Here is a 23,858-nt window from a genome sequence, read left to right on the forward strand (position 1 = left end):
GTCCTATGGCTCGGGGGCCGCTCTCACTGCTGATGGCGGCGGTTTTTCTGGCCCACACAGGCCAATTCTTCCGGCTCCATGACGATCTCGTAGAGCTCCTCCAGCCGGGCGATCTCGTAGGTCGGGTTGACCCGGCCGGGGTTCTCGGCCCGGCTGGAGTTGAACCAACAGGTATCCAGCCCGGCATTCTCGCCCCCCTGAATATCGCTGGACAGGCTGTCCCCCACCATCAGAACGTGCTCCTTGTTCTCCACCCCCAGGGTGCGGAGGGCGGCGTCGAAGATCTTCCGGCTGGGCTTTTCGGCGTCCAGCTTCTCGGAGACAAAGACCTCCTCGATATAATCCAGCAGCCCGGCCCCCTTGACCCGGCGGCTCTGGACCCGGTCGAAGCCGTTGGTCACGATGGCCAGGGTGGCCACCTCCGAGAGCTCCCGCAGCACATCCGCCACCCCGCCGGGCATCAGGTCGGGGTGGGTGGAGAGCTGTTCCAGGTAGTGGCGGTTCATCTCGGCGCCATTGCCTGCCGCGCCGATCTCCTTCAAAAAGCGGGTGAACCGCTCGGTCATCAGTTTTTCCCGCCGGATCTGGCCTTTTTCCAGCTGCTGCCAGAGCCCGGCGTTGATCCGCCGGTAGGTCTCGACGGTCTGGCTGTCCGGCTCGATGCCGTAGTGGACCAGGGTCTCGGCCAGGGCCTTGGCCTCGGCGGCGTCAAAATCAAGCAGTGTGTTGTCGGCATCGAACAAAATGCAGTAATATTTCGCCATTGTCATTCCCTCTCTGGTAATTTTTGTCGTACTATCGTTTGTTCCGGCTCGCGGCGTGCACCCGGGCCAAAAACAAGGAGAAGCCAGCTCCGCCCACGCAGAGCTGGCCTGTGTTATTCGTCTACGATTTCGTATTCCTCCCAGTCCACCGAGCTGGTCTCCACCGCCCCGGCGCTGCCGGCGCAGGTCCGGCCGCAGCGATTGGAACAGCTCCGGCTGCACCGGCTGGCCGACTGGCTGCAACGGCTGGAACGGCTGGTGCAGGAGCAGCGGCCCCGGCCCCCGCACCCGGCGCAGCGGCACCGGCTTTGGGTTTCGCCGCAGGATGCGGGGCAGTCCTGGTCGCTCTCCCGCACCCAGTCGATCTCGAAGGAATCCACGCTGCCGTCGGTCACGTCCTCGACGCCAGGCATAGACACACAAAATTCTCTCATTCTCTCGCCTCCTCTCCGCCCAGCTTATGCAGGGGGAGAGTCAGGGGTTCCGGCGAGGTGGGGTCCGCTCAGCCCCGGCTGGCGGGGGATTCGCCCTCGTTGAAGAGGTCAAAAATCCCGGTCAGCGCGTCCCCCAGGGCGTCCTCATCGCCGGAAGAGGCGGGTTTGCTGTGGCTGCCCGAGTTGGAAGAAGCGCTGGACGAAGAAGCCGGTTTGCTGGAAGAGCTCGAGGAAGACGAGCCCGAAGAAGCGGGCTTGCTGGAAGAGCTGGACGAGCTGGAGGAAGAGCTGCCCGAGGAAGCGGGCTTGCTGGAAGAGCTCGACGAGCTGGAAGAAGAGCTCGAAGAATCGGGTTTACTGGACGAGCTCGAGGAAGACGAAGAGCTGGAGGAAGAGCCGGAATCGGGCTTACTGGAAGCGGCGGCCTCCTGGCTGTCCTCCGAGGAGGCGGCCGACGAGCTGGACGACGAGCTGCTCGAAGAACTGGACGAGCCGGAAGAACTGCTCGAAGAACTGCTCGAGGAGCTGGAGCCGGACGACGAGCTCGAGCTGCCGGAAGAGCTGGAGGAGGAGACGCCCTCCTTGAAGGAGACGGTCAGGGTGTTGCTGACGATCTCGCAGTCGTTGTAGCTGGCGGTGGCGTAGATCTTATAGGTCTGGTTGGCCAGGACGGGATCCACGATGAAGGTGATGGAGGTCATGCCGGCCACATCCTTCTGTTCCTCGCCGTTGACGAACCACCGCAGGGTGTCGGCGCTGGTGTATTTGCCGCTGAGGGTGGCTTTAAAGGTGTAGTTCATCCCCAGAACGCCGCTGCCTTCGCTGGAAATCTGGACCGAGGCGCTGGCAAAGATGGCGGTGACGTCCAGATTCTGCTTGAAATCGGTGTCGGTGCGGGTCTTGCTGGTGACGCCGTCGCTCCACTTGACAAAGACATAGCCGGAGCTGGGCTCGGCGGTCACGGTGACGGACTGGGCCGGGTCGGTGATGGACACCGCCAGGCTGGTCTGGCCGGAGCTCTCGCCGTAGGTCAGGGTGCCGCCCACGTTCTGGTCGATCTGATAGCGGGCCTCGTAGAGGACCTCGGGCTCCACGGTGGAGGGGGCCACGGGGTCGCTGGGGTTGCTGGAATACTCGATGGTCCGGGTGGGGATGTTGTCGGTGTCGGGGCGGCGGTCCTCGGTGATCCAGGCGTGGGTGGTCAGGTAATTGAGGATGGCTTTCAGGCCGCTGTTTTTCAGGTGGATGTCCCCGCTGATATAGTAGTCGGGGTTGCCGTAGCCGGTCTCATCCTTGAGCACCTCGGCGCTGTTCAGGAACTTGACCCCCAGGTTCTCGCACATGGAGAGCAGGGCCATGTTGAAGTCGTCGATCTTGCTCTGCTCCATGTCGGGGTAGTTGGAGTGGTTCCGGGGCACCGGCGGGACGGTGTTGACGATGATGTCGGTGTAGGGGTAAGCCGCCTGGATGGCCTGGACAAAGGCGGTGTAGTGGCCGATGAAGGTCTCCACGTCCATGTGGTTGTCGTTGGTGCCGAACATGATGACCACCCGGCGGGGCTTCATCATGGCCACCGCCTCGGGGATGGTGTAGCGGCTGTCGTGGCCCTTAAAGGTGACGATCTTGTCGTTGAGGGCGGCCTGGATGCCGATGCCCTCCTTGGCGCAGAACTGCTGGAGGCTGATCAGGCCGTTGTTGTAGTACCGCACGGTGTTGGAGTCGCCCAAAAAGAGGGTGTCGGCCAGATAGGCCTCGCCGGCGTCCTCGGTCTCGGGCAGGATGGCCCCCGAAGTCTCGTCGATCTGGTAGTAGTCGGACAGGTCGCCCTCGTCGATGGTGACCACCGAGCTGACCGGAGGGGCAGCGCCCCCTTTGCGGCGGATCAGCGCCCAGGTGACGCTGGCCGTGATCAGGATGGCCAGCGCGCAGATGCCGCAGACCAGGGCGGCCTGCTTCTGGGTGGGCGACATGGAAGAATTGTCGGACTGAGTGTTTCGATTCATGATTGTTCCCTACCTCACTTCGCGGCCGGAGCTCCCAGCAGGAGATCCGCCAGTTGATCGCAGCTGTCCAGATAGAACACCGGGCCAAAGGGTTCCAGCTCCTGACGGGAGCCGTAGCCGTAGAGGGCGGCGGCAGCGTCCAGACCGCAGTCGGCCGCCCCCCGCATATCCTCGGCCCGGTCCCCCACCATCAGGACCCGGCGGCCCCGAAGCAGGGGCTGGTCCAGCACATAGCGAATGACATCGGTTTTGGTATCCCGGCTGGCGTCCATCGAGGCGCCGTCGATCCGGTCAAAGAAGGGCGCGAGACCCTGCTCGGCCAGGATGGGGGCCGCCACCTCGGTGGGCTTGGACGTGGCGGTGCAGAGGATCAGCCCCGCATCCCGCAGGCGGCCCAGCATCCGGGCCGCGCCGGGGTAGGGCTGGCACATATGGCAGCCGCGGCGCTTATAGCTCTCTCTATACAGCAGTGTTGCCCGCTCGATGTCGGCTTCATCCAAAAAATGTTCGCCGAAGGTGCGGCGGAGCGGCGGCCCCAGGTACCGGCGCAGATCCAGCCCGGCGGGGTCCACCCCCATCTGACGGAAGGTCTCTTCCATCGTAGACAAAATGCCCGGCGCGGAATCCAGCAGGGTGCCGTCCACGTCGAACAGAATTGCATCGTATTTCAGCAAGGTTTTGACCCCTTCTTTCACAGATATACGAAGTATAGTATAGCACAATTTTTCCAGGGCGGCAATTCCAAGGTTTGGCATTTCAGAATTTTTACACGAAAAACGATCCCAATTGCGGATGGCGGGCCGGGGCACTGTTTATTTATACTCCCGCCCTCCCACCCAGTCAGATGTATGGGGGCTCCGCCCCCATGCCCCCTCTAACCGTCAGGCCCTGCGGTTTTCCGCAGTCGGTGGTCGCTCTCGGGGAAATTAAACCGCCAGCGGCTGCTCCTGGGGCCGCCGCCCGGATTTGCCCGGCAGTCCCCGCAAGTCGGTCCACAACGCGGCCCGAGAGTGCGGGCCCTGCCGTTCAAACCGTTCGGCTGCCCTTCTGCGGAGCAACAACGCCAAAGCGCCGCCTGGGGGAAAGAGACGAGACCTTCCGGGAAGAAAGGGCGGGTGGGTGGGCATCTCAATAAAACCGCGCTCGCCTATCTGTTTCCTCGCGGTTGAGGATATTCCTCTATTCCGCCTGCCGGTTTCGCCCTGCATCTTGCAGCCTCAAACGGCAAAACCGCATAACCTCCCCGGCCGGAAAATTAGCAATTAAAAAACGGACTGACTCCAAAACAGGCCAGTCCGTTTTTTAATGTTATTTCAGGGGTTTATTCAGCCCAGCTCGGCCAGAGCCTTGCGCAGGTTCTTGGCGATCTGGTCGGGGCAGCTGGTGGGCCGGGGGCCGCAGGTGGTGCCCTCCATCCGCTCGATGGCGTCCTCGGCTTTCATCCCCTTGAGCAGCTTGCTGATGCCCTTCAGGTTGCCGTTGCAGCCGCCGACGACTTCGATGGATTCGATGGTGTGGTCGGGCGCCAGCTCGATCTTGGTCATCTTGGAGCAGGTGCCCTGGTTGGGATAGGTAAAGGTCATGGTTTGGACTTCCTTTCGTCTGGTTGGTTTTTACAATCGGTTCAGGGCCGGCCGGCAGCCGCCGAGGCCCGGGCCGGGAAAGCGTTGGGTTTCTCCCCTTTTGGGCCTCTCACCCTCTGGCCCGCTGGGCGGCCAGGGCGTCGATCCGGGCGATCTGGTCGTCGGGGGTGGTGCAGGTGCCCACCGGGTGGGGGTGGGCGGAGTTCGACCCGTGGAAATCGGTGCCCCCGGTCTGGATCAGGCCGTATTGTTCGCAGAGGGCCCGGCACTCGGCCTTGTCCTCCTCGCTGTTCCGGGGGTGGTTGATCTCGATGCCGTCGATCAGCCCCTCGGCGGCCAATTCCCGCACCAGGGGCATACTCTTGTACACCGTGGGGTGGGCGAACACCACCACCGCCCGGGCGGCGCGGGCGGTCTCCAGCACCTGGCGCACCGGGAAATACTCCACCTCGTGGAGGATGATCCCCCGGGGGTTCCAGCCAAAGAGCTTGTGGTAGAGCTCGCCGTAGACGCCATCGCACAGACCCAGCTCGTGGAGGGCCTCCATCATGCCGCTCTTGAACAAAACCCCGCTGTCCTTGGCGTATTCCAGGGCCTGCTCGGTGCGGAACTGGGGGTAAATGGCCTCCAGCTCCCGGGCGCTTTGCAGCCCGCACTCGTTCCGGCGCTGGCGCATCACGTCGCAGTGGGCCCGCAGTTCGGGGCAGTCCTGGGGGTAGTAGCAGAGCAGATGGACCCGGTGCTTCCGCTCGTAGTCGTAGCCCGTCAGCTCGGCGGCGGGGATCAGCCTCACCCCGTCCTGGGTGGGGTGACACCAGCAGTATTCGGCGCTGAGCAGGGTGTCATGGTCCGAGATGGCCAGCACGTCCAGCCCCGCCCGGGCCGCCATGGGGGCCAGGCGCTGGATGGGGGTGGAGCCATCGGAACAGGTGGTGTGGTTGTGCAGATCGCCCGGCATGGGCAAAACGCCTCCTTATGGGGTTCAGTGTTTGTAGAAGTTGATCAGGCAGCCGTCCGCCAGGATCTGGCGCTCGTCGTTGGTCAGCGCCGCAATGGAGAGGGTGAAGGCCCGGGGCTCAGACCCCAGCACATAGGCCGGGATGGCGCTCAGGTCCCCCGCCAGGGCTGCCCGGACGTTGGGGATCAGGAGATAGTCCCCCAGCCCGAAGGGCACCGCCCCCGCCAGCTGGAAGGGCAGCATGCCCCAGTTGATGAGGTTGGAGCGGTAGCGTTTGGTGGCGTACTCGGCGGCGATGTTGGCCCCGGCCCCCAGCACACGCTGGCAGCTGGCGGCCTGCTCCCGGGCCGAGCCGTCCCCCGGCTTGACCGCGTAGATGGTGGAGGCGATTTGCAGCTGCTCCCAGGTCAGCGCCTCGCAGCCGGGGACTTTATGCACCTGAGCCAGCAGGGCCTCGTCCCCTTCCCCGGCGCGGCGGGCGGCCTCCTCGGCCTGGACCGCCTTGGCGCGGCCCACGTAGGCCGGGTCTTTCCGGCTGAGGGTGAACTCGGCCAGGCCCAGGGGGTTGGAGCGGTAGGAGCTGGTCTCACCCGAGGGGATCAGCTCGTCGGTGGTGGTCACCGGGTCGGTGATGAAGGAGGCCACTTTCAAGAGCAGATTCTCCCCCAGGGGTGCGATCTCGGGCCAGTCCTTGATGTTGGGGCCCAGCTTGAGCAGGGCGTCGTACTCCCCGTGACCGAAGCCCTGGTAGACCCGGGCGGCGTAGCTGGAGCCGTCGTACTGGTACTCGGGGACGGTGGGATCGTAGTCGATGTCGGTGGCCGGGGTCAGGATGCCGCCGTTTGCGGTGGTGGCCGCAATGCTGCGGGCATCCATCAGGGCCACGCCCGCCAGCTGGCCGCTGCCCGGCTTGGAGCCCTCCCGGCTGGGGAAGTTGCGGGTGGTGTGGCGGATGGACAGCGCGCCGTTGGCGGGGACGTCGCCCGCGCCGAAGCAGGGCCCGCAGAAGGCGGTGCGGATGGTGGCGCCCGAGGCCATCAGGGAGGCGATGGCGCCGGTGCGCACCAGTTCCATCATCACCGGCTGGCTGGCCGGGTAGACGCTGAGGGCGTAGTCGCCGCAGCCGCCGGTGCGGCCCTTGAGGATGGAAGCCGCCTCGGTGATGCTGTCGTAGAGGCCGCCGGCACAGCCCGCGATGACCCCCTGGTCCACCCGGAGCTTGCCGTTCTCGATCTTGCTGCACAGGTCCAGGGTGACGTCCTTCCGGCCCACCAGCTGCTTGACGTCCTCCTCGCAGGCGTGGAGGATCTCCTCGAGGTTTGCGTTCAGCTCCTCGATGGTGTAGGCGTTGGAGGGGTGCATGGGCAGGGCGATCATGGGCCGGATGGCGGACAGATCCACCTCGACGACGCCGTCGTAGTAGGCCAGATCACCGGGGGCCAGGGGCGCATAATCGGCGGCCCGGCCGTGGACGGCCAGATATTTCTGCGTCGTCTCGTCGGTGCACCAGATGGAGGACAGGCAGGTGGTTTCGGTGGTCATGGCGTCGATGGCGTTCCGGGTGTCCTGGCTCAGGGTGGCCACACCGGGGCCCACGAACTCCATCACCTTGTTTTTCACATAGCCATTCTTGAACAGGGCGCCCACCAGGGCGATGGCCACATCGTGGGGGCCGCAGCCCACCGGCAGCTTGCCGGTGAGGTAAATCGCCACCACGCCGGGGCAGGCCACGTCGTAGGTCCGGCCCAGCAGCTGCTTGGCCAGCTCGCCGCCGCCCTCGCCGATGGCCAGGGTGCCCAGAGCGCCATACCGGGTGTGGGAGTCGGAGCCCAGAATCATCTTGCCGCAGCCCGCGAACTTCTCCCGCATGTACTGGTGGATGACCGCCAGGTGGGGCGGCACAAAGATGCCCCCGTACTTTTTGGCGGCGGACAGGCCGAAGCGGTGGTCGTCCTCGTTGATGGTGCCGCCCACGGCGCAGAGGCTGTTGTGGCAGTTGGTCAGCACATAGGGCAGCGGGAACTTTTCCAGCCCCGAGGCCCGTGCCGTCTGGATGATGCCCACAAAGGTGATGTCATGGCTGGCCATGGCGTCGAACTTGATTTTCAGGTTTTCGGCGTCGCCGCTGGTGTTGTGGGCCTGGAGGATCTTCCAGGCGATGGTGCCCTGACGGGCGGCGGCTGCCGCTGCGGCGTCAAAACCCTTGGCCGCCAGAGCCGCCGAGGCCTCGGGCCCCGCCGGGACCCACTCGCCGCGGGCCAGGTAGGCCCCGCCGTTGCTGCATTTGATCATGGTATACCCCTCTCTCCTGCCCCGAAACCCACCGGGCAGGCTCGTTTTTTGCGGAGCTCCCCCGGCCCGTGTGCCGGGGCGCCGCTCCCCTTAAACGGTAGTATAACACGAAACGCGGTAAAGAAAAAGCACTTTTTTGTTTTAAATTGGTAAACTGGCCCGATGTCCCCGGGCGCAGGCAAACAAAAAACCGACAGGCCCAGATGGAACCTGTCGGTGATGGAGCAGGATACGGGACTCGAACCCGCCGCCTACTGCTTGGGAAGCAGTCGCTCTACCGGATGAGCTAACCCTGCAAGTACTCCATTATTTTAGCACCATCGGGGCGGGTTGTCAACCGTTTTTTTTGGGTCGAATTGGGGCGGGCGGAAAAAAATCGGTTGCATTTTGCCCCGGATGCCTTATAATTTAGGTATCCCCCCGCCTCTTTTGCGGGGGCTGTATTTTCTTGGAGGGAGCCATACCATGCCGCAGATTCCCTTGCTGCATTATTTTAAGTGTAAGAACATTTACAGCGCCAATATCGAGGGGCTGTTCTACCGGCTGACCCCCGGCAAACGGAAGGTCACCGGGCCGGACGGCGCCGAGCAGGAAGAGAGCATCCTCACCCTGGACTACTGGCCCGGGCCCTGGACCTTGGAGCGCACCGACCCGGCCCTGCGCCGCCGGGAGGAGTTTTTGCTGGACGAAGAAGGCCGCACCCAGGCCGCCGCCCGGCTGGAAGAGATCTATACCGCCGAGACCGACCGCTGGCGCAGCTGCCCCTCCATCCTGGACTGTGAGCCCTGGAGCCCCACCCCGGCGGCCGAAGAAACGGAGGGCTGAGCCATGATCTACCGCCTGAAACCCCAGCAGGGGGACACGGTGGCGGTGCCCCAGCTGGTCTTTTCCAAGCTGGGCATCGCCGAGGAGTACAGCGTCCGGGTGGCGCTGTATGTGCTGGCCACCGGGATCACCGACCCGGACAAGCTCTGCGCCGCCCTCAAGCTCCGCAGCCGGATCTCGGCCGAGAGCGCCCTGGCCTTCTGGGCGGGGGCGGGGCTTTTGGAGCGGTACGAGGAAAACGCCGCCCCCGCCGAGGAGCCCTCGGCCCCCGCCCCCATGACCTGGGCCGAGATCGCGGCGGCCTCCCGCACCGACCCCATGATTTCCAGCCTCATCGACTGCGCCCAGGCCGGGTTCAACCGCCCCCTGACCCACAGCGAGATGGAAAAGCTGGTCAACCTCTATCTGCAAGAGGGCTACGAGCCCGAGACCATCATGCTCTGCCTGGCCTATGTGTCGGCCCAGGGCAAGCGGACCCTGGGGGCCACCACCCACGAGCTGAAAGTCTGGCGGGCCGAGGGGGTGGAGACCGGCGAGCAGGCCGACGCCCACCTGAAACTATTGGCCCTGCGGGCCGAGCGGGAGCGGTACGTCTGTTCCCTGCTCCAGATCCAGCCCGAGGGGCTCACCCTGGGCGGGCGGAAAGCCATCGCCCGGTGGTACGAGGTCTATGGCTACGACGACGCCATGGTGCAGGAGGCCGCCGTCCAGGCCGGGCCCAAGCGGGACCTGTGGTACTGGAACAGCATCCTCAAGACCTGGAACGCCAAGGGCCTGCGGAACGTCCGGGACGTCCGGGGCCCGGTGCCCCTGTCGGGGGCCGGGCGGAACCTGCGGGTGGACCGGGAAAACCCCAGCGGCAACAACTTCCTGGCCGACGCCGCCACCCGCCCCCTCCGCCGCAAGCGGAAAGACTAAACTACCGTTAACTGAAAGGATGGGCTGACCATGCGCAGCAAAAACGAACTCTATCAGGCGGCGATGCGGGCGGTAGCCCTCCGCCGTCAGACCGCCCGGGCCCTGGCGGAGGACCGCCGGGCCGAGGCCGAGGCCGCCATCCCCGCCCTGCGCCACGCCGAGGACGAAGTGCGGGTGCGGGGCATCCGCTGTGCCCTGGCGGGGGCCGCCGGGCAGGATAAAGCCGCCGCCGCTGCCGCCCTGGCCCAGGCCCGCCAGAACCTGGCCGACCTGCTGGCCGCCAGCGGCCGGAGCCCCGACGCCCTGGAGCCCAAATACACCTGCCCCCTCTGCCAGGACACCGGCGTCGCCGAGGGCCGCACCTGCGAGTGTGTCCGCCGGGAGATGCGCCGGATGCGCCGGGAGGAGATCGAAGCCCTTTCCAGCCTGAAGGTGGCCAGCTTCGACACCCTCAAGGCGGACTACTACCCCAACGTCCGGGACCCCCAGATCGGCCGAAGCGTCCGGGCCTACATGGACGATTTGCTGGAAGATCTGCGGGGCTACGCCGAGGAGTTCGACCTGGACAGCGAAAACCTGATGCTGGTGGGCAACGCGGGCCTGGGCAAAACCCACGCCGCCCTGGCCATCGCGGGGGCCGCCCTGGAAAAAGGCTTCGATGTGATCTACGTTTCCAGCCCCGAATTTTTCGGCCGGCTGGAGGCTCTGCGCTTCGGCCAGGACCCCGACAACGAGCGGGAGCTCTTGTTCCGGACGGCGGCCGGGGCCGACCTGCTGATCCTGGACGATCTGGGCACCGAGTTTAACTCCAACTTCCTCATCAGCACCCTGTACAGCCTGCTCAACGAGCGGCTGGGGGCCCACAAGCCCACCATCGTAACCTCCAACATCACCGACGGCTCCCTTTTGGAAAAGCTCTACACCGAGAAGGTTTCCAGCCGGCTGTCGGCCTTCTCCCCCCGGCTGTTTCTGGGCAACGACATCCGGGCCATCAAGTCGGCGGAGTGAGCCCCACAGAACAAAACAGCGCCTGTCCTCCCTTTGCGGGGGCACAGGCGCTCTTCTTTTTTGTCTCTCAGTTCCGGAGGGGTTTCGCCATCTCATACTGCCGGGTGATCTCCTGAAAGCCGAAGGACCCCAGCAGCTCCAGAATCGCCCCTTCCCGGGCGTCGATGTCCTTGGCGGTGAGGCTGCCGTACCGGGCCAAAAGGGCCTTTAGAACGGGCTTCAAGTCCGCCGCGCGCACAAAAAAGGGGCACTGTGAAACACAGTGTCCCTTTTGGTTTTAGGTGGTATTCCGGGGCTTACTCGTCCTTCAGCTCGCCGCGGCTGGCAGCTTTCAGGTAAGCGAAGATGAAGCCGTCCAGATCGCCGTCCATAACGGCGTTGACGTTGCTGGTCTCGTAGCTGGTGCGGTGATCCTTGACCATGGTGTAGGGCATAAAGACATAGCTGCGGATCTGGTGGCCCCAGGCGATCTCGTTCTGGACGCCCTTGATGTCCTCGATCTTCTCCATGTGCTGCTGCTGGGCGATCTGGTAGAGCTTGGCTTTCAGCATTTCCATGGCGTAGTCGCGGTTCTGGAACTGGCTGCGCTGGGTCTGGCAGCTGACCACGATGCCGGTGGGCTTGTGGATCAGACGGACCGCACTGGAAGTCTTGTTGATGTGCTGGCCGCCGGCGCCCGAAGAACGGTAGACCTGCATCTCGATGTCCTCCGGCCGAATGTTGACCTGGATGCTGTGGTCCAGCTCGGGCATGACCTCCAGGGAGGCGAAGCTGGTCTGACGGCGGGCGTTGGCGTCAAAGGGGCTGACCCGCACCAGACGGTGGACGCCGTTCTCGCTCTTGAGCAGGCCGTAGGCGTTGGCGCCCTTGACCATGATGGAAGCGCTCTTGAGGCCGGCCTCGTCGCCGTCCTGATAATCCAGCACCTCCACCGTCATGCCGTGGGCCTGGGCCCACTTGGAGTACATCCGGTAGAGCATCTCGGCCCAGTCCTGGGCCTCGGTGCCGCCGGTGCCGGCGTGGAAGGTCAGGATCGCGTTGCTGTGGTCGTACTCGCCGTTCAGCATGGTCATCAGCTGCAGCTCGTCCACCGCTTTGCCCACGGCCTCGACGGCCTCTTCGCCCTCGGGGATCATGCCGGGGTCGTTCTCTTCCTCGATCATCAGGAGCATGGTCTCGGCGTCGTCGTAAAGGCCCTGGAGCTTCTCGTACCGGCCCAGTTTGCCCTTGAGGTCGCCCACCTCGTCAAAGACCTTCTTGCTGGCCTCGGCGTCATCGTAAAAGCCGGGGCGGGTCATGGTGTGCTCCAGCTCCTGCACACGTTTTTTGCTGGCTTCGATGGCCAGCGCTTCTTCCAGGTCCTTGACGGCCGTCTTGTACTCGGCCAGCTGGACCTTGAGTTCTTCAACTGTAATCATATCCCAAAGTACCTCTCTTTTCCGCTTTGCTGCGGTCGAAACTCGCCGCCCGGCCCGGGTTCCAGGGGGCGGCCTGCCGATCTTTCGCCCCGCTGCGGACCGCCGGGCAAAAAGATACTCTCATATACAGATACTCTTTTAGTATACCGGGCTTCGGGGGCAAAATCAATCCCCAATTTCCCGCCGGGAGGCCTTTTACGGGGTATTTTTGGGCTTTTGGTCGGCCAGAGCGCCGGTGCCGCCCTCCACCACGCCGTCGTGGCGGAGCACCACCGCAATGGTGCCGAAGAAGCATTTCACGTCCATCCAGAAGGAGATGTTCTTCACATACTCCCCGTCCAGCCGGGCCTTCTCGGGGATTTCCAGCTCGTCCCGGCCGTGGATCTGGGCCCAGCCGGTGAGGCCGGGGCGGACGTCGTTGGCGCCGTATTTGTCCCGCTCTTCCAGCAGGTCATACTGGTTCCAGAGGGCGGGGCGGGGGCCGATCACCGCCATGTCCCCCGCCAGGATGTTCAAAAGCTGGGGCAGTTCGTCCAAGCTGGTCTTGCGCAGAAACCGCCCCACCCGGGTAATATACTGGTCGGGGCTTTTCAGCAGATGGGTGGGCATATCGTGGGGGGTGTCGCTGCGCATGGTACGGAATTTCAGGATCTGGAAGTGCTTTTTGTGGATGCCCACCCGCTTCTGTTTAAAGAGCACCGGCCCCGGGGAATCCAGCTTGATGGCGATGCAGAGCCCCAGCATCAGCCAGGAAAGGCAGATCAGCCCGGCCAGCGCCAGGAAAAAATCCAGCCAGCGTTTGAATACTTTTTGGTACATTCGATTTCCTCCCATGCCCACGGGGACGGGGCACTTTTTTACAGTATGCGCCCAATGCGGCGGGCACCAATCACCGATTATTATAACATCCTCCCGCCGGGCGGGCAAGGAAAACGGGCCCGTCTCCCCCCCTACCGGAAGAAAAACAGGCCCGCGGTTTTCCGTTTTCGGGCGGCCCCGGGCCTTTTCCTCAGGCCAGCGGGTCCCACAGGGCCATGGGCAGAGGCTCCTGGGCCAGCAGCGCCCGCTGGGCGTCGCTCAACAGGTCCTTGCGGACGGTCACCTGGTAGACGTACCGCTCAAACCATTTTTCGCTGCCGATGAAATACCCCTTCTGGCCGGAGGCGTCGCCCCAGCTGTTCTCGATCTTCCAGCGGTCGGGTTTGCCGTCCGGGCCCAGGTTCACCCCGCAGAAGATCATGCAGTGGTTCATCCGGCTCTCCCGGGTGGTCAGGCAGTCGGCCCGGCTCATTTCCAGGTCGAGCCCGCCCAGCACCGCGCCGTACTGGAAGGAATCCGGGTCCCAATACCCCAGTTCCCGGTCCCGGTCGGGGTGGCAGTCGCAGCTGAAAAAGACCGGCTCCCCCGCCTGGAGCTGGCGGACGGTCAGGTCCTCCAGCTCTTCGAGGGTCAGGTTGAGCCAGAACATATTCTCCTCCACCAGGTCCCCCATATAGGGCTGGCAGAAGGTCCGGTTCAGGGGGTGGATGGGGGACGCGATGACCACCTGGTAGTCGTCCAGGTTGTCCCCCACATACTTCTCAAAGAAGCCCTTGGGGGTCAGCCCCGGGTCGCAGTGGTAGACCCCCGCTTTATCGGTATAGATAAAATCGAAGGTCTTGGGGGGCTGGCCGTAGAGGATGCAGAGGGCGTTGTAGACCTCCTGGAGCATCTCGGCCCGGCGGGGGGCGGGGTCCTGGCCGGCCTGGGCCAGAGCCCGGAGTTCCAGGCCGTCCCGCCGCAGCTTGCGGCAGAGGATGGCGTTGTACTGCTCGGTGCCGGTGGAGTGGACCGTCTCGGGCATGGCCCAGTCGGGCAGAAGGCCGTATTTCCGGATCAGGCTGACGGTCATATCCCACTGGCCGCCGTCGGGCAGCGGGTTGCCCATCAGGGTATGGGTCTCCCGGTCCTCCAGCTTCTGGGACGCAAAATGGAGGATGTTCTCGTAGAAAAGATTCGCCTTTTCCAGCTTGTCATAGAAGGCCAGGTATGTACCCGAGAGGGCGAACTCGGCCAGGTTGCAGTTGCGGATCACCCGCTCCCGCAGAATGTTCATGGTGGAGAACATCCAGCACCGGCCGCTCTTTTTCTGGTTGGTGATGCCGGTGGTGGGCACCACCACCGAGAACTCCGGCCGCAGCTTGGCGGCGGCCGCGGGCACAAAGGCCGCGTCGGCCAGCGGGGTCCGGCTCAGGGCGCTGGACCAAAGCCCCAGTTCGGGGCGGGCGGAATACCCTTCTTCCAGCCGGGCCAGCAGGCTCGGGTCGATGGGGGTTACGTTATGCATCGAAAATCACACTCCCTGCTTTTATATTGGGTCTCTGGCCCTAGTATAGGCCAGGCCCGCCCGGTTTGCAAGGAGCGTTTGCGACAAAGTTCGCGGGGGTTGCCGCCGGATTTTTAGCCGGCGAAGTAGGCGTTCTGGACCGCCAGCAGCACCCCGGCCCGGCTGGCGGCGAAGTTCAAACCGCCCTGGAGGTAGCAGGTATAGGGGGCGCGGATGGGGCCGTCGCAGGACAGCTCGATGGTGCTGCCCTGGGTGAAGCTGCCGCTGGCCATGATCACCTCGTCGGTGTAGCCCGGTTCGGGGCAGGGTTCGGGGGCGGCGTAGCTGTCCACCGGGCTGGCGGCCTGGACCCCCCGGCAGAAGCCGATCAGGGCATCGGCCGTCCCTGCGTCAAAGCAGGTGACGATGTCGTTGTGGTCCTCCCAGTACCGGGGGATGGGGTTCTTCCCCGCCAGCTCCAAAAGGCACTGGGCATAGATGGCCGTCTTAATGGCCTCGCAGACCACGCCGGGGGCGTAGTAGAAGCCCAGGTACATATCCCGGGGGGTGTCCAGGGTGCAGCCCAGCTCTTTGCCCAGGCCCGGGGCGTTGAGACGGTAGGCGCACTGCTCCACCAGATCCCGCCGGCCCGCGATGTAGCCGCCGGTGGGGGCGATGCCGCCGCCGGGGTTTTTAATGAGGCTGCCGGCGACTAAATCCGCCCCCGCCTGGCAGGGCTCCTCTTTCTGGGTGAACTCGCCGTAGCAGTTGTCCACGAAGACAATGATATCGGGGTTGGCGGCCCGGGCGGTGTCGGCAATCTTTTGGATGGTGGCCAGGTCAAAGGCGTTCCGCTGCAAATAGCCCCGGCTGCGCTGGATGTGGCAGACCTTGGCCCCGGGGGCCTTGGCGGCGATCTGGGCATAGTCGGGGGTGAAATCTTCCAGCAGGGGCACCTCGTCGTAGTGGATGCCGTAGTCCGCCAGGGTGCCGGTGCCCTGGCCCTTGCCGTCGATGCCGATGACCCCTTCCAGGGTGTCGTAGGGGCGGCCGGTGGCGGCCAGCAGGGTGTCCCCCGCCCGCAGCAGCCCGAAGAGGGCCACCGCCAGGGTGTGGGTGCCGCTCATGAACTGACTGCGGACCAGGGCGTCCTCGGCCCCCATCACCCGGGCGAAGATCTGTTCCAGCTTCTCCCGGCCGGTGTCCCACAGGCCGTAGCCGGTGGTGCCCAGCATATCGGTGGAGGACATCTGGGTGTCGGCGAAGGCTTTCAGCATCTTGAGTTGGTTATAGTCCCGGATCTCCTCCATCTTCTCGAAATAGGGGCGGCAGAGCTCCATGGCCTTGGCGTCCAGGGCCAGGACTTCCGGTTTATAGTCGAAAAATTGTTCCAGCATAGTATTCCTCTTGTTTTTATGGTTCTGTGTGGCCGGGGGTGTAGAGGGCCAGGGCCCCCAGGGGTTCAAACCCCAGCCGGGTATAAAAGCGGACCCGTTCTTCCCGGCAGAGAAAGCTCACCCGGTAGCCCTCGGCGGCCAGGGCGTTGGCGGCCTTTGCGATCAGCCGCCCGCCGATCCCCTTTCCCCGCAGGGCGGGGTCGGTCATCCCGCAGGCCAGGGCGGCCTCTCCGCCCCAGAGGGCGTAGGCCCCCACAGTGCAGCGGATGTTCCCCGCCTCTTCCAGGGTCCAGGCCCGGGCCAGCCCCCGGCTGTGCTTGGTGCAAAGGGCTGAATAAAAGTCGTCCCGCTGGGCGGTGTCCTGGGGGTAGAGAAACTTCGCCAAATCCATGGGCCGGGGGGCGTCGTTCCAGGTCAGGGCGGCCCAGAGTTTTTCCTCCGCCGGGGGCAGGGGCAGCGCCCGCCCCGCCCCGAGGCCGAAGAGGCGGAGGGTTTCGTCCCTCCCCCACCCCGCCGGGGCCGGGCCGTCGGCGATCAGCCGCTCCACCCCGCCGAAGGCCAGAAAGCCGGCCAGCTCCTCGGGGTTGGCGTGGCCCAGGGCCACCGCCGTCCGGCTGCCCAGGTCCAGCGCCAGGGTGGGCCCGGCGTAAAAGCGGCCCGGCTGGCTCCTGCCGAAGAGGGCGTGTTCCAAAGGCAGGATGGCCCCATAATAAGGGACCTCCCGGCAGGCCGACCGGAACCGCCCCCGCCGGGCGGGGGTATCCGCCCGGGCGATCACAGGCTGTTGACGATCTGCTTGTAGTGGCGGCCCCGGACCTCAAAGTTGGGGTAGAGGTCGAAGGAGGCGCTGGCGGGCGACAGGCTGACCACGTCGCCGGGTTTGGCCGCCGCCCGGGCCAGAGCCACCGCCTGCTCCATGCTCTCGGCGTGGAGGATCTCGAGGCCGCTCTCGGCGAACGCGGGCAGCTCCCGGACGGCTTTCTCGATCCGGGGGCCGGTGGCGCCCATCAGCACCAGGACTTTCACATGGGCCAGGATCTCGGGGGCCAGGGGCTCATAGGGGATCTTCTTATCGTAGCCGCCGGCGATCAGGATGATCTTCTGGTCGAAGCTCCGCAGCCCCGCGATGGTCCGTGTGGGACTGGAAGCGATGGAATCGTTATAATAGGTGACGCCGTCCAGCACCCGCACCGGCTCGATCCGGTGTTCCACCCCGGTAAAGGTGGAACCCACCTTCTGGATGGCCTCCACCGGCACCCGGCCCCAGACCGCCGCGGCGGCGGCCAGCAGGTTCTCGATGTTGTGCAGGCCCCGGAGCTTGACGTCCTTCTGGGCCAGGAAGGGGGTCACCACCCCGTTCTCGGCCATGCAGAGCATCCCGTCCTCCCGCAGGAAAGCGCCGTTGTCGGTCTCGTGGAGCCGGGTGAACCAGACCTGCTGGCCCTTGCAGTCGGCCTCCATGGCGTGGGAGATGGGGTTCTCGTAGCCCAGCACCGCCCGGCAGCTGGCATCCTGGTAGAGCAGGATGTTCCGCTTGGCGTCGATATACTCCTGCATATCCTTGTGGTGGTCCAGGTGGTTGGGGGTCACGTTGGTGACCACGGCCACCTTGGGGCTCTTGCGCATGCTGATGAGCTGGAAGCTGGACAGCTCCACCACCGCCACGTCGTCGGGGCGGACGTCCGGCAGCATGGGCAGCAGGGCCGCGCCGATGTTGCCGCCCAGGTGGACCCGGCGGCCCGCAGCTTTAAAGAACTCGCTGATGAGGGTGGTGGTGGTGGTTTTGCCGTCGCTGCCGGTGACCGCCACGATCTCGCAGGGGCAGAAGTCGAAGAACAGCTCCACCTCGCTGGTGACCATCGTGCCCGCCGCGATGGCGTCCTGGAGCGGCTTCTGGTAGAACTCGAAGCCGGGGGTCCGCAGGATGATGTCCTGGCCCGCAAAGCCGTCCATATAGTGTTCGCCCAGGCTCAGGCGGATGCCCAGGGAGCGGATGGTCTCGGCGTAGTCGCCGAACTCCTCCACCGAGTTTTTCCGGTCGCAGAGGGTGACCTCGGCCCCCAGTTCCACAAACTCACGGATCAGGGTTTTATGGCTGACCCCCGCGCCGATGAACGCCACCCGCTTGCCCCGCACCAGATCGGCCAGGCGCTGCTGTTCCTGCTGCATAAAAAGAATGCCTCCTCCATATTGTATCTGCACAGCGCATTTTTGCGCCGCGGAAAATCATACTGTTCTATTATAGTCTTTTTGGGTGCGATTGGCAACGAAATTTCAAAAACAGGCGCTCAAATTACACAAAATCAGATTGTATTTTTTGAGCATTTCTGCTACACTGGAGCCATTGGGGCTTTTTGACGAAGCTACATTCTCTTAGGGCGCCCTCGCCCGTCCGCGCAGCCCCCTGGTTCAACGCTTCAACGAAAGGATGTTTGTCTTGCAGAAGATTTTACATAGATTCTCCCGCTGGCTGGCCCTGGCGCTGGCCGCCGCCCTGGTGCTGGGGCTGGCGGGCTGCGGCGACGCCTCCAACAGCTTCACCTGGTTTGTGGAGGAGATCCCCTCGAACCTCGACCCCCAGGTGGCCTCGGCCCCCGCCGACGTCATCGCCTGCAAAAACCTCTACGGCGGGCTGCTCCGGCTGGGCCCCGACGGCCAGCTCCAGAACGATCTGTGCGAGAGCTGGAGCGTCTCGGCCGACGGGCTGCGGTACACCTTCACCCTCCGGGATGGGCTGACCTACACTGCCGCCAAGGGCGAGCCCACCGAATACGCCATCACCGCCGAGGATTTTGTCTACGCCTTCCAGCGGGTGTTCCTGCCCGAGACCCGCTCCCCCTACGCCGCCGAGTTCTCGGCCCTGGAGAACGCCGCCGCCATCCTGGCGGGGCAGATGGATGTTTCTGCCCTGGGGGTGTCCGCCCCCGACGAGCGGACGGTGGTTTTTACCCTCAGCCAGCCGGACGACGGCTTTCTCCACAAGCTGACCCTGCCCGGGGCCATGCCCTGCGACGAGGAGTTTTTCCTCGGCACCCGGGGCACCTATGGGCTGACGGCCTCTTCCACCCTTTCCAGCGGCAGCTTTTACCTCTACAACTGGACCTCCAGCGGGTTGTTCCTCTGGCGGGCCGCCGACGGCACCCGGATCGACAGCCTGCGGCTGGTCCAGAACACCGGCGCCGCCGGTCAGTCCGCTGAAGAACTGATCCTCAATGAGCGGTGTTCCGCCGCCCTGGACGATACCGCCGCCCCCACCGCCCTGCGGTCCGTCTCCTACTCCGACACCACCTGGTGCCTGGTGTTCAACTGCGAGGCGCTGGACTCGGCCCTCCTGCGGCAGGCTCTCTCCGCCGCCGCCCTGGACGCGGACTACCAACCCGACTCGGCCCTTTACACCGCCGCCCAGGGGCTGGTGCCCGACGGGCTGACGGTGGATGGCCTGGATTACCGGGAGCAGGCCGGCAACGCCATGCCCAGCCTGGGGGATGCCGCGGGCCTCTACCGGGCGGCGCTGGCCGCCGACCCCGCGCTGGATCTGGCCGGGGTGACGATCCTGCTGCCCACCGGCAGCGGGCTGATCTCCACCGCCGAGCAGATCAACAGTTTTTGGCAGAAGGAGCTCAGCCTCTTCTTCTCGGTGGAGGAAGCCGAGGCGGCTGACTTCGCCCAGCGTCTGGCCGAGGGGGATTACACCATCGCCCTGGTGCCGGTGACCGCCGAGAGCAACAGCGTCTACGGCCTTTTGAGCCAATTCTCCCCCGAGGGGCTGACCCGGTACGATAACCCCCATTTCGCCGCCCTGCTGGACCAGAGCCTGAACGCCACCGGCGCGGCCCGCTGCGCTCTGCTGGCCCAGGCCGAAGCGCAGCTGGTGGACGATTGTGCCCTGCTGCCCCTCTTCGCCCAGCAGAAACGGCTGCTCATCGCCGACGGGGTGGAGGGGCTGGTCTTTGACCCCTACGGCCCCCTGCTGGATCTGACCTATACCACCCGCGAATAACCCGCACGCACGCAAATAAAAACCAGGCGGTTCCCCAGCCCAAAGGCAAGGGAACCGCCTGGTTTTATGTTTTGTTGATCCTTACTCACTCAGGAGCGGAGGCCCAGCAGCTGCCCAAACAGGTTCTGAATCCCGTCGGTGACCTCCATAGCGAAGCTGAACACCGACCGGACTGCGTCGAACAACAGCTGGGGCGCAAAGGTAAAGCTGACGAACAGGATGGACGAGCCAAGGAACACATCCAGCAGGTGAATGTTATCCAAAAATGCGCTCACCGCATCCCCGACTGCTCCACCGCCTGTAATAGAATACATTTCATCTTGCGAAACAAGGTTATAACTTTCTGGCATCCGTAAATTTTGCATAAAAGTCTCCTTTCCCAAACTGTACCCTACTGGCTGAAAGAGAGTATGGAAATCAGACCGAGCAAACCTCTGCTCGCGCAGACAGTCACCTCAGAGCAGAGTCATCAGGCAGCAACCGCCTGGCCCTGAGCCTGGGCCTGGTTCTGCTGAACCTGCTGAACCGTCTCCTGGATGGACTGGCCGATCGCCTTCACGAGAGCCACAATCTGCATCACCTGGAGGGTCACATAGTAAGCAGCACAGGCCGTGCAGCCCACCAGTGCCGCCATCTGCCAGCCGTTAAAACCGGCAATGGTGTTGAAAATGCTCTGCATACCCAGGGAAAAACCCATGTTGGAAATGCTCTTGGTCACAGTATTGACGCCCATCGTCAAAGAAAGGCTGCCGACCACCATGGCGAGGTTGTGGGTAAAGGTAACACCGAACCGGATCACATCCTCCTTGGTGATGGAGAACGCACCACCCTCCAGATAGACCATTTCTTCCTCGGTAACAACCGCGTAGCAGGCAGGCATTGCAATCAGATTGGAACGAGTCGCTTCCATGTTAAATTCTCCTCTCGTATGTTCACATTGATCCATTTACGCACCTATCCCCTGCCAAAACAGGCAATAAGTTGAGGCGATTATACCATACCCGGCAAAAAACAACAAGCCATCGTCTGTTTATCGTTCACCCGCACAGCGGATCAACGCAATCAAAAAACAATCGAAGGAACGTTCTATTATTGATTTTTCCGTCTCGTTCCGCCACGAAAAAATGTTCCTTTTTGCCTTAAGTCCGTGCAGTCTGCCCCCCGGCTTTTCTCCGGAAAACCGTTTTCGTTCCCGGGGGTGTATTTCGGTCGGGCTCTTATCAGGACTGGCAGGCGGTGATCAGGCTCATCTTGTAGACCTCGTCGGCGTTGCAGCCGCGGGACAGGTCGTTGATGGGGGCGTTCAGACCCTGGAGGATGGGGCCGTAAGCGGCATAGCCGCCCAGACGCTGGGCGATCTTATAGCCGATGTTGCCGGCCTCGATGCAGGGGAAGATGAAGGTGTTGGCCTGGCCAGCCACGGCGCTGCCCTTGCACTTGGTCTTGGCCACCTCGGGGGAGACGGCGGCGTCGAACTGCAGCTCGCCGTCGATGGCCAGCTCGGGGGCCAGAGCCTGGGCCTTGGCGGTGGCGTCGTGGCTCAGAGCCACGGTGCCGCCCTTGCCGGAGCCCTTGGTGGAGAAGCTCAGCACAGCGACCTTGGGGTCGATGCCGAAGATGGCGGCGGTCTTGGCGGTCTCCACCACAACCTCAGCCAGCTTGTCGGCGGCGGAGAGGGTCACCTCGCCGGTGGCCTTGTCCACGGTGTCCTGGTAGTCGATGTTGATGGCGCAGTCGCCCATGGCGATCCGCTTCAGGCCCTCGTCGCCGAAGTCGCGGTCCAGGATGAAGCAGGAGCTGACCAGGTGGGCGCCCTTCTTGGTCTTGATGAGCTGGAGCGCGGGGCGGACGGTGTCGGCGGTGGAGTAGGTGGCGCCGCCCAGCAGGCAGTCGGCCTTGCCCATCTTCACCAGCATGGTGCCGAAGTAGTTGGACTTCTTGAGCAGAGCGGTGCACTCCTCAGCGGACATCTTGCCCTTGCGCAGCTCCACCATGGTCTTGACCATCTCGTCAAAGCCGGCGTAGTTCTCGGGGTCGATGATCTCGGCGCCGGAGATGTCAAAACCGCCCGCTGCGGCTGCGGCCTCGCACTCGGCCTGGTTGCCCACCATGACAACCTTCAGGATCTTCTCGGCCAGCAGCTTGCTGGCAGCCTCCAGGATACGGGGGTCATTGCCCTCGGTAAAAACAATCGTCTTGGGGTTTGCCTTCAGCTGCTCTACGAGCGGTGCAAACATATCAGCCATACTCAGAATACCTCCAACATACGTTCCAAATTCTAATCCAAAAACCTCTTAAAACAAGAGACTCTTTCTCTCTTATTCTAACACAAGCGCCAAAAACTTCAAGATAAAAACCGCCGGATTCTGCCGAAGGGCTCAATTTTCGGGGGTTTGGTCCGGGGTTTCCGGCTCGGCGGGGGTCTGGGCGGCGGCGGCCCGGAGCCGCTCCAGCCGGCGGTTGGTGCCCTCCCGCACCAGGGTATAGATCACCGCAGTGCAGGGGATGAAGAAGATCATGCCCAAAATGCCCATGGCCTCGCCGCCCACCAGGACCGCCACGATGGTCCACAGGGCGGACAGGCCCACCGAGCTGCCCACCACACGGGGGTAGATGAACTGGTTTTCAATGAACTGAACCACCTGATAGACCACCAGGCAGAGCACCGCCTGCATGGGGTTGACCATCAGGGTCAGCAGCACGCCGATGCCGCAGGAGATAAAGGCGCCCACATACGGGATAAAGGCGCAGACGGTGGTCAGCACCGCGATCAGGCTGGCGTAGGGCAGCTTGGCCAGGGAGAGGGCCACGAACATCAGACTGCCCAGGACCAGGGACTCCACCACCTGGCCGGACAGGAATTTGCTGAAAATATCCCGGGTCAGGTTGCAGACATGGAGGATCAGCCGAGCGTCGTCGGGCCGCAGATAGGCAAAGAGCAGTTTTTTGCACTGGCGGGAGAGGTTCTCTTTGTCCATCAGGATATAGATGGCCACCACCAGGGAGAACAGCGCCGTGGAAAAGACCGACACGGTGGCGGTGACCGCCCCCATCACCGTGCCCATCACGGTGCCGGCGCTGTTGGCCACCTGGCCCAGCAGCTCCTTAAAGTCGATCAGGGCCAGCTGGGCTTCCAGCATGCCGGTGTCGATGCCGCTCTGCTGCATCCAGTCCAGCAGCTTGGGCAGGCTGAGCTGGATCTGCTCATATACCGCCATCACCGAGCGGGAGAGCTCGGGCACCAGCATGCTCACCCCCACCGCAAAGACGGCGATGATGCACAAAAAGGTCAGCACCAGGCTGACCGGGCGGGTCCACTTGGTCCGTTTGTTCTTCTTTCGGGAAGCGAAGGCCCGCTGAAGCCCCCGCTCGATGCCGGACATAGGCACATTCAAAAAGAAGGCCAGGATGCCCCCCACCAAGACCGGCAGGAAGATGGCCAGCAGCCGGGCGATCCACCCCGCCAACACCTGGAAATGGGTCAGCGCAAAATAAAATCCGATGCCGCCAAAGACGATGGCGGCCACTTGTTTCATTTGTTTGTCCATTTTATACTCCTCATAACAGCCCGCGGCGGCCCACGCCGCCCCCAACAGGCTATACTCTTTAATATTGCCCCATTTTCCCCCGCGGGTCAAGGCCCGGGGCGGGTTGTTTGGAGAAAGTTTACAGAAATCGAGACACCTGCTCATTCGTAGTCAAAAAAGACCCTGGGCCCCATCGAACCCAAAGCTGTCGCGGCGCAGGGCTGCCGGCTCGCACCAAGTTACGGCGCGGACGAAAAACTGTCGCGACGCGGACCTGCCGGTCCTCACAACGTTACGGCGCGGACTAAAAGCTGTCGCGGCGCAGACCTGCCGGTCTGCACCAAGTTACGGCGCGGATAAAAAAGCGCGGATAAAAAAGCGCGATTGAAAAAACGCCGTGGGTTGTGCTATATTTAACCCGGATGT

At 63.7% G+C, this 23,858-nt stretch carries 22 protein-coding genes and 1 tRNA gene; 4 read left to right on the forward strand and 19 right to left on the reverse strand.

Going from position 1 to position 23,858, the window contains the following annotated elements:
* Positions 1–23 precede the first annotated feature (23 nt).
* The 8 genes from JCM17207_RS12570 to JCM17207_RS12605 all read right to left on the reverse strand — a co-directional run bounded on the left by JCM17207_RS12570 (position 24) and on the right by JCM17207_RS12605 (position 8,330).
* Positions 24–764 carry a YjjG family noncanonical pyrimidine nucleotidase gene (locus JCM17207_RS12570; RefSeq protein WP_238317971.1) on the reverse strand — a complete coding sequence of 247 codons (741 nt, stop codon included), beginning with the start codon at positions 762–764 and terminating at the stop codon, positions 24–26.
* 113 nt (positions 765–877) lie between these two features.
* Positions 878–1,198: a hypothetical protein gene (locus JCM17207_RS12575; RefSeq protein WP_238317972.1), complete on the reverse strand. Its 321-nt coding sequence runs from the start codon at positions 1,196–1,198 to the stop codon at positions 878–880.
* A 68-nt stretch (positions 1,199–1,266) separates the two neighbouring features.
* Complete coding sequence (locus JCM17207_RS12580; protein ID WP_238317973.1) at positions 1,267–3,201, reverse strand: SGNH/GDSL hydrolase family protein; 1,935 nt, start codon at positions 3,199–3,201, stop codon at positions 1,267–1,269.
* A gap of 14 nt (positions 3,202–3,215) precedes the next feature.
* Positions 3,216–3,875 carry an HAD hydrolase-like protein gene (locus JCM17207_RS12585; RefSeq protein ID WP_238317974.1) on the reverse strand — a complete coding sequence of 220 codons (660 nt, stop codon included), beginning with the start codon at positions 3,873–3,875 and terminating at the stop codon, positions 3,216–3,218.
* Between the two features lie 651 nt (positions 3,876–4,526).
* Positions 4,527–4,784 carry a TIGR03905 family TSCPD domain-containing protein gene (locus tag JCM17207_RS12590; protein WP_238317975.1) on the reverse strand — a complete coding sequence of 86 codons (258 nt, stop codon included), beginning with the start codon at positions 4,782–4,784 and terminating at the stop codon, positions 4,527–4,529.
* A gap of 109 nt (positions 4,785–4,893) precedes the next feature.
* Positions 4,894–5,742, reverse strand: coding sequence for a PHP domain-containing protein (locus JCM17207_RS12595; RefSeq protein ID WP_238317976.1), 849 nt, complete (start codon positions 5,740–5,742; stop codon positions 4,894–4,896).
* A gap of 24 nt (positions 5,743–5,766) precedes the next feature.
* Entirely contained in the window at positions 5,767–8,034 is a 2,268-nt protein-coding gene (locus JCM17207_RS12600; RefSeq protein WP_238317977.1) for a hydratase, read from the reverse strand.
* Between the two features lie 220 nt (positions 8,035–8,254).
* Positions 8,255–8,330: transfer RNA gene (locus tag JCM17207_RS12605), tRNA-Gly, on the reverse strand.
* A 169-nt stretch (positions 8,331–8,499) separates the two neighbouring features.
* Between JCM17207_RS12605 and JCM17207_RS12610 the strand changes: the two genes are divergently transcribed.
* The 3 genes from JCM17207_RS12610 to JCM17207_RS12620 are packed head-to-tail and all read left to right on the forward strand — an operon-like array spanning position 8,500 to position 10,785.
* Complete coding sequence (locus JCM17207_RS12610) at positions 8,500–8,859, forward strand: hypothetical protein (protein WP_238317978.1); 360 nt, start codon at positions 8,500–8,502, stop codon at positions 8,857–8,859.
* A 3-nt stretch (positions 8,860–8,862) separates the two neighbouring features.
* A complete protein-coding gene (locus JCM17207_RS12615; RefSeq protein ID WP_238317979.1) occupies positions 8,863–9,777 on the forward strand; it encodes a DnaD domain-containing protein in 915 nt (304 codons plus the stop codon).
* A gap of 30 nt (positions 9,778–9,807) precedes the next feature.
* Positions 9,808–10,785, forward strand: coding sequence for an ATP-binding protein (locus JCM17207_RS12620; protein ID WP_238317980.1), 978 nt, complete (start codon positions 9,808–9,810; stop codon positions 10,783–10,785).
* A gap of 67 nt (positions 10,786–10,852) precedes the next feature.
* Here JCM17207_RS12620 and JCM17207_RS12625 read toward each other — a convergent pair whose 3' ends face one another.
* The 7 genes from JCM17207_RS12625 to murD all read right to left on the reverse strand — a co-directional run bounded on the left by JCM17207_RS12625 (position 10,853) and on the right by murD (position 18,074).
* On the reverse strand, positions 10,853–11,008 hold the full coding sequence (locus JCM17207_RS12625) for a hypothetical protein (RefSeq protein WP_238317981.1): 156 nt from the start codon (positions 11,006–11,008) through the stop codon (positions 10,853–10,855).
* 73 nt (positions 11,009–11,081) lie between these two features.
* The gene (gene prfB, locus JCM17207_RS12630; RefSeq protein ID WP_238317982.1) at positions 11,082–12,203 is read right to left on the reverse strand and encodes a peptide chain release factor 2; all 1,122 of its coding nucleotides are present in this window, start codon (positions 12,201–12,203) and stop codon (positions 11,082–11,084) included.
* Positions 12,204–12,398: 195 nt separating this feature from the next.
* Positions 12,399–13,022: a sugar transferase gene (locus tag JCM17207_RS12635; protein ID WP_238317983.1), complete on the reverse strand. Its 624-nt coding sequence runs from the start codon at positions 13,020–13,022 to the stop codon at positions 12,399–12,401.
* 190 nt (positions 13,023–13,212) lie between these two features.
* Positions 13,213–14,529, reverse strand: a complete 1,317-nt coding sequence (locus JCM17207_RS12640) for a C1 family peptidase (RefSeq protein WP_238317984.1) — start codon at positions 14,527–14,529, stop codon at positions 13,213–13,215.
* A 113-nt stretch (positions 14,530–14,642) separates the two neighbouring features.
* Positions 14,643–15,905 carry a methionine gamma-lyase family protein gene (locus tag JCM17207_RS12645; protein ID WP_238317985.1) on the reverse strand — a complete coding sequence of 421 codons (1,263 nt, stop codon included), beginning with the start codon at positions 15,903–15,905 and terminating at the stop codon, positions 14,643–14,645.
* A gap of 16 nt (positions 15,906–15,921) precedes the next feature.
* Entirely contained in the window at positions 15,922–16,683 is a 762-nt protein-coding gene (locus JCM17207_RS12650; RefSeq protein ID WP_238317986.1) for a GNAT family N-acetyltransferase, read from the reverse strand.
* Positions 16,680–18,074, reverse strand: coding sequence for a UDP-N-acetylmuramoyl-L-alanine--D-glutamate ligase (gene murD / locus JCM17207_RS12655; protein WP_238317987.1), 1,395 nt, complete (start codon positions 18,072–18,074; stop codon positions 16,680–16,682). The genes JCM17207_RS12650 and murD overlap by 4 nt, the downstream gene beginning before the upstream one ends.
* 259 nt (positions 18,075–18,333) lie before the next feature.
* Between murD and JCM17207_RS12660 the strand changes: the two genes are divergently transcribed.
* Complete coding sequence (locus JCM17207_RS12660) at positions 18,334–19,905, forward strand: peptide ABC transporter substrate-binding protein (protein ID WP_238317988.1); 1,572 nt, start codon at positions 18,334–18,336, stop codon at positions 19,903–19,905.
* Positions 19,906–19,994: 89 nt separating this feature from the next.
* Here the strand turns inward: JCM17207_RS12660 and JCM17207_RS12665 are convergent, their stop codons facing one another.
* The 4 genes from JCM17207_RS12665 to JCM17207_RS12680 form a co-directional block, all read right to left on the reverse strand.
* Positions 19,995–20,219 (reverse strand): hypothetical protein, encoded by a 225-nt coding sequence (locus JCM17207_RS12665; RefSeq protein ID WP_238317989.1) that lies wholly within the window; start codon positions 20,217–20,219, stop codon positions 19,995–19,997.
* Between the two features lie 155 nt (positions 20,220–20,374).
* A complete protein-coding gene (locus JCM17207_RS12670) occupies positions 20,375–20,815 on the reverse strand; it encodes a hypothetical protein (RefSeq protein ID WP_238317990.1) in 441 nt (146 codons plus the stop codon).
* 310 nt (positions 20,816–21,125) lie between these two features.
* Positions 21,126–22,151: a phosphate acetyltransferase gene (gene pta / locus JCM17207_RS12675; protein WP_238317991.1), complete on the reverse strand. Its 1,026-nt coding sequence runs from the start codon at positions 22,149–22,151 to the stop codon at positions 21,126–21,128.
* A 132-nt stretch (positions 22,152–22,283) separates the two neighbouring features.
* On the reverse strand, positions 22,284–23,453 hold the full coding sequence (locus JCM17207_RS12680; protein WP_238317992.1) for an AI-2E family transporter: 1,170 nt from the start codon (positions 23,451–23,453) through the stop codon (positions 22,284–22,286).
* Positions 23,454–23,858 lie beyond the last annotated feature (405 nt).

The sequence above is a fragment of the Faecalibacterium gallinarum genome, assembly GCF_022180365.1.
GTDB classification, from domain to species: Bacteria; Bacillota; Clostridia; order Oscillospirales; family Ruminococcaceae; genus Faecalibacterium; species Faecalibacterium gallinarum.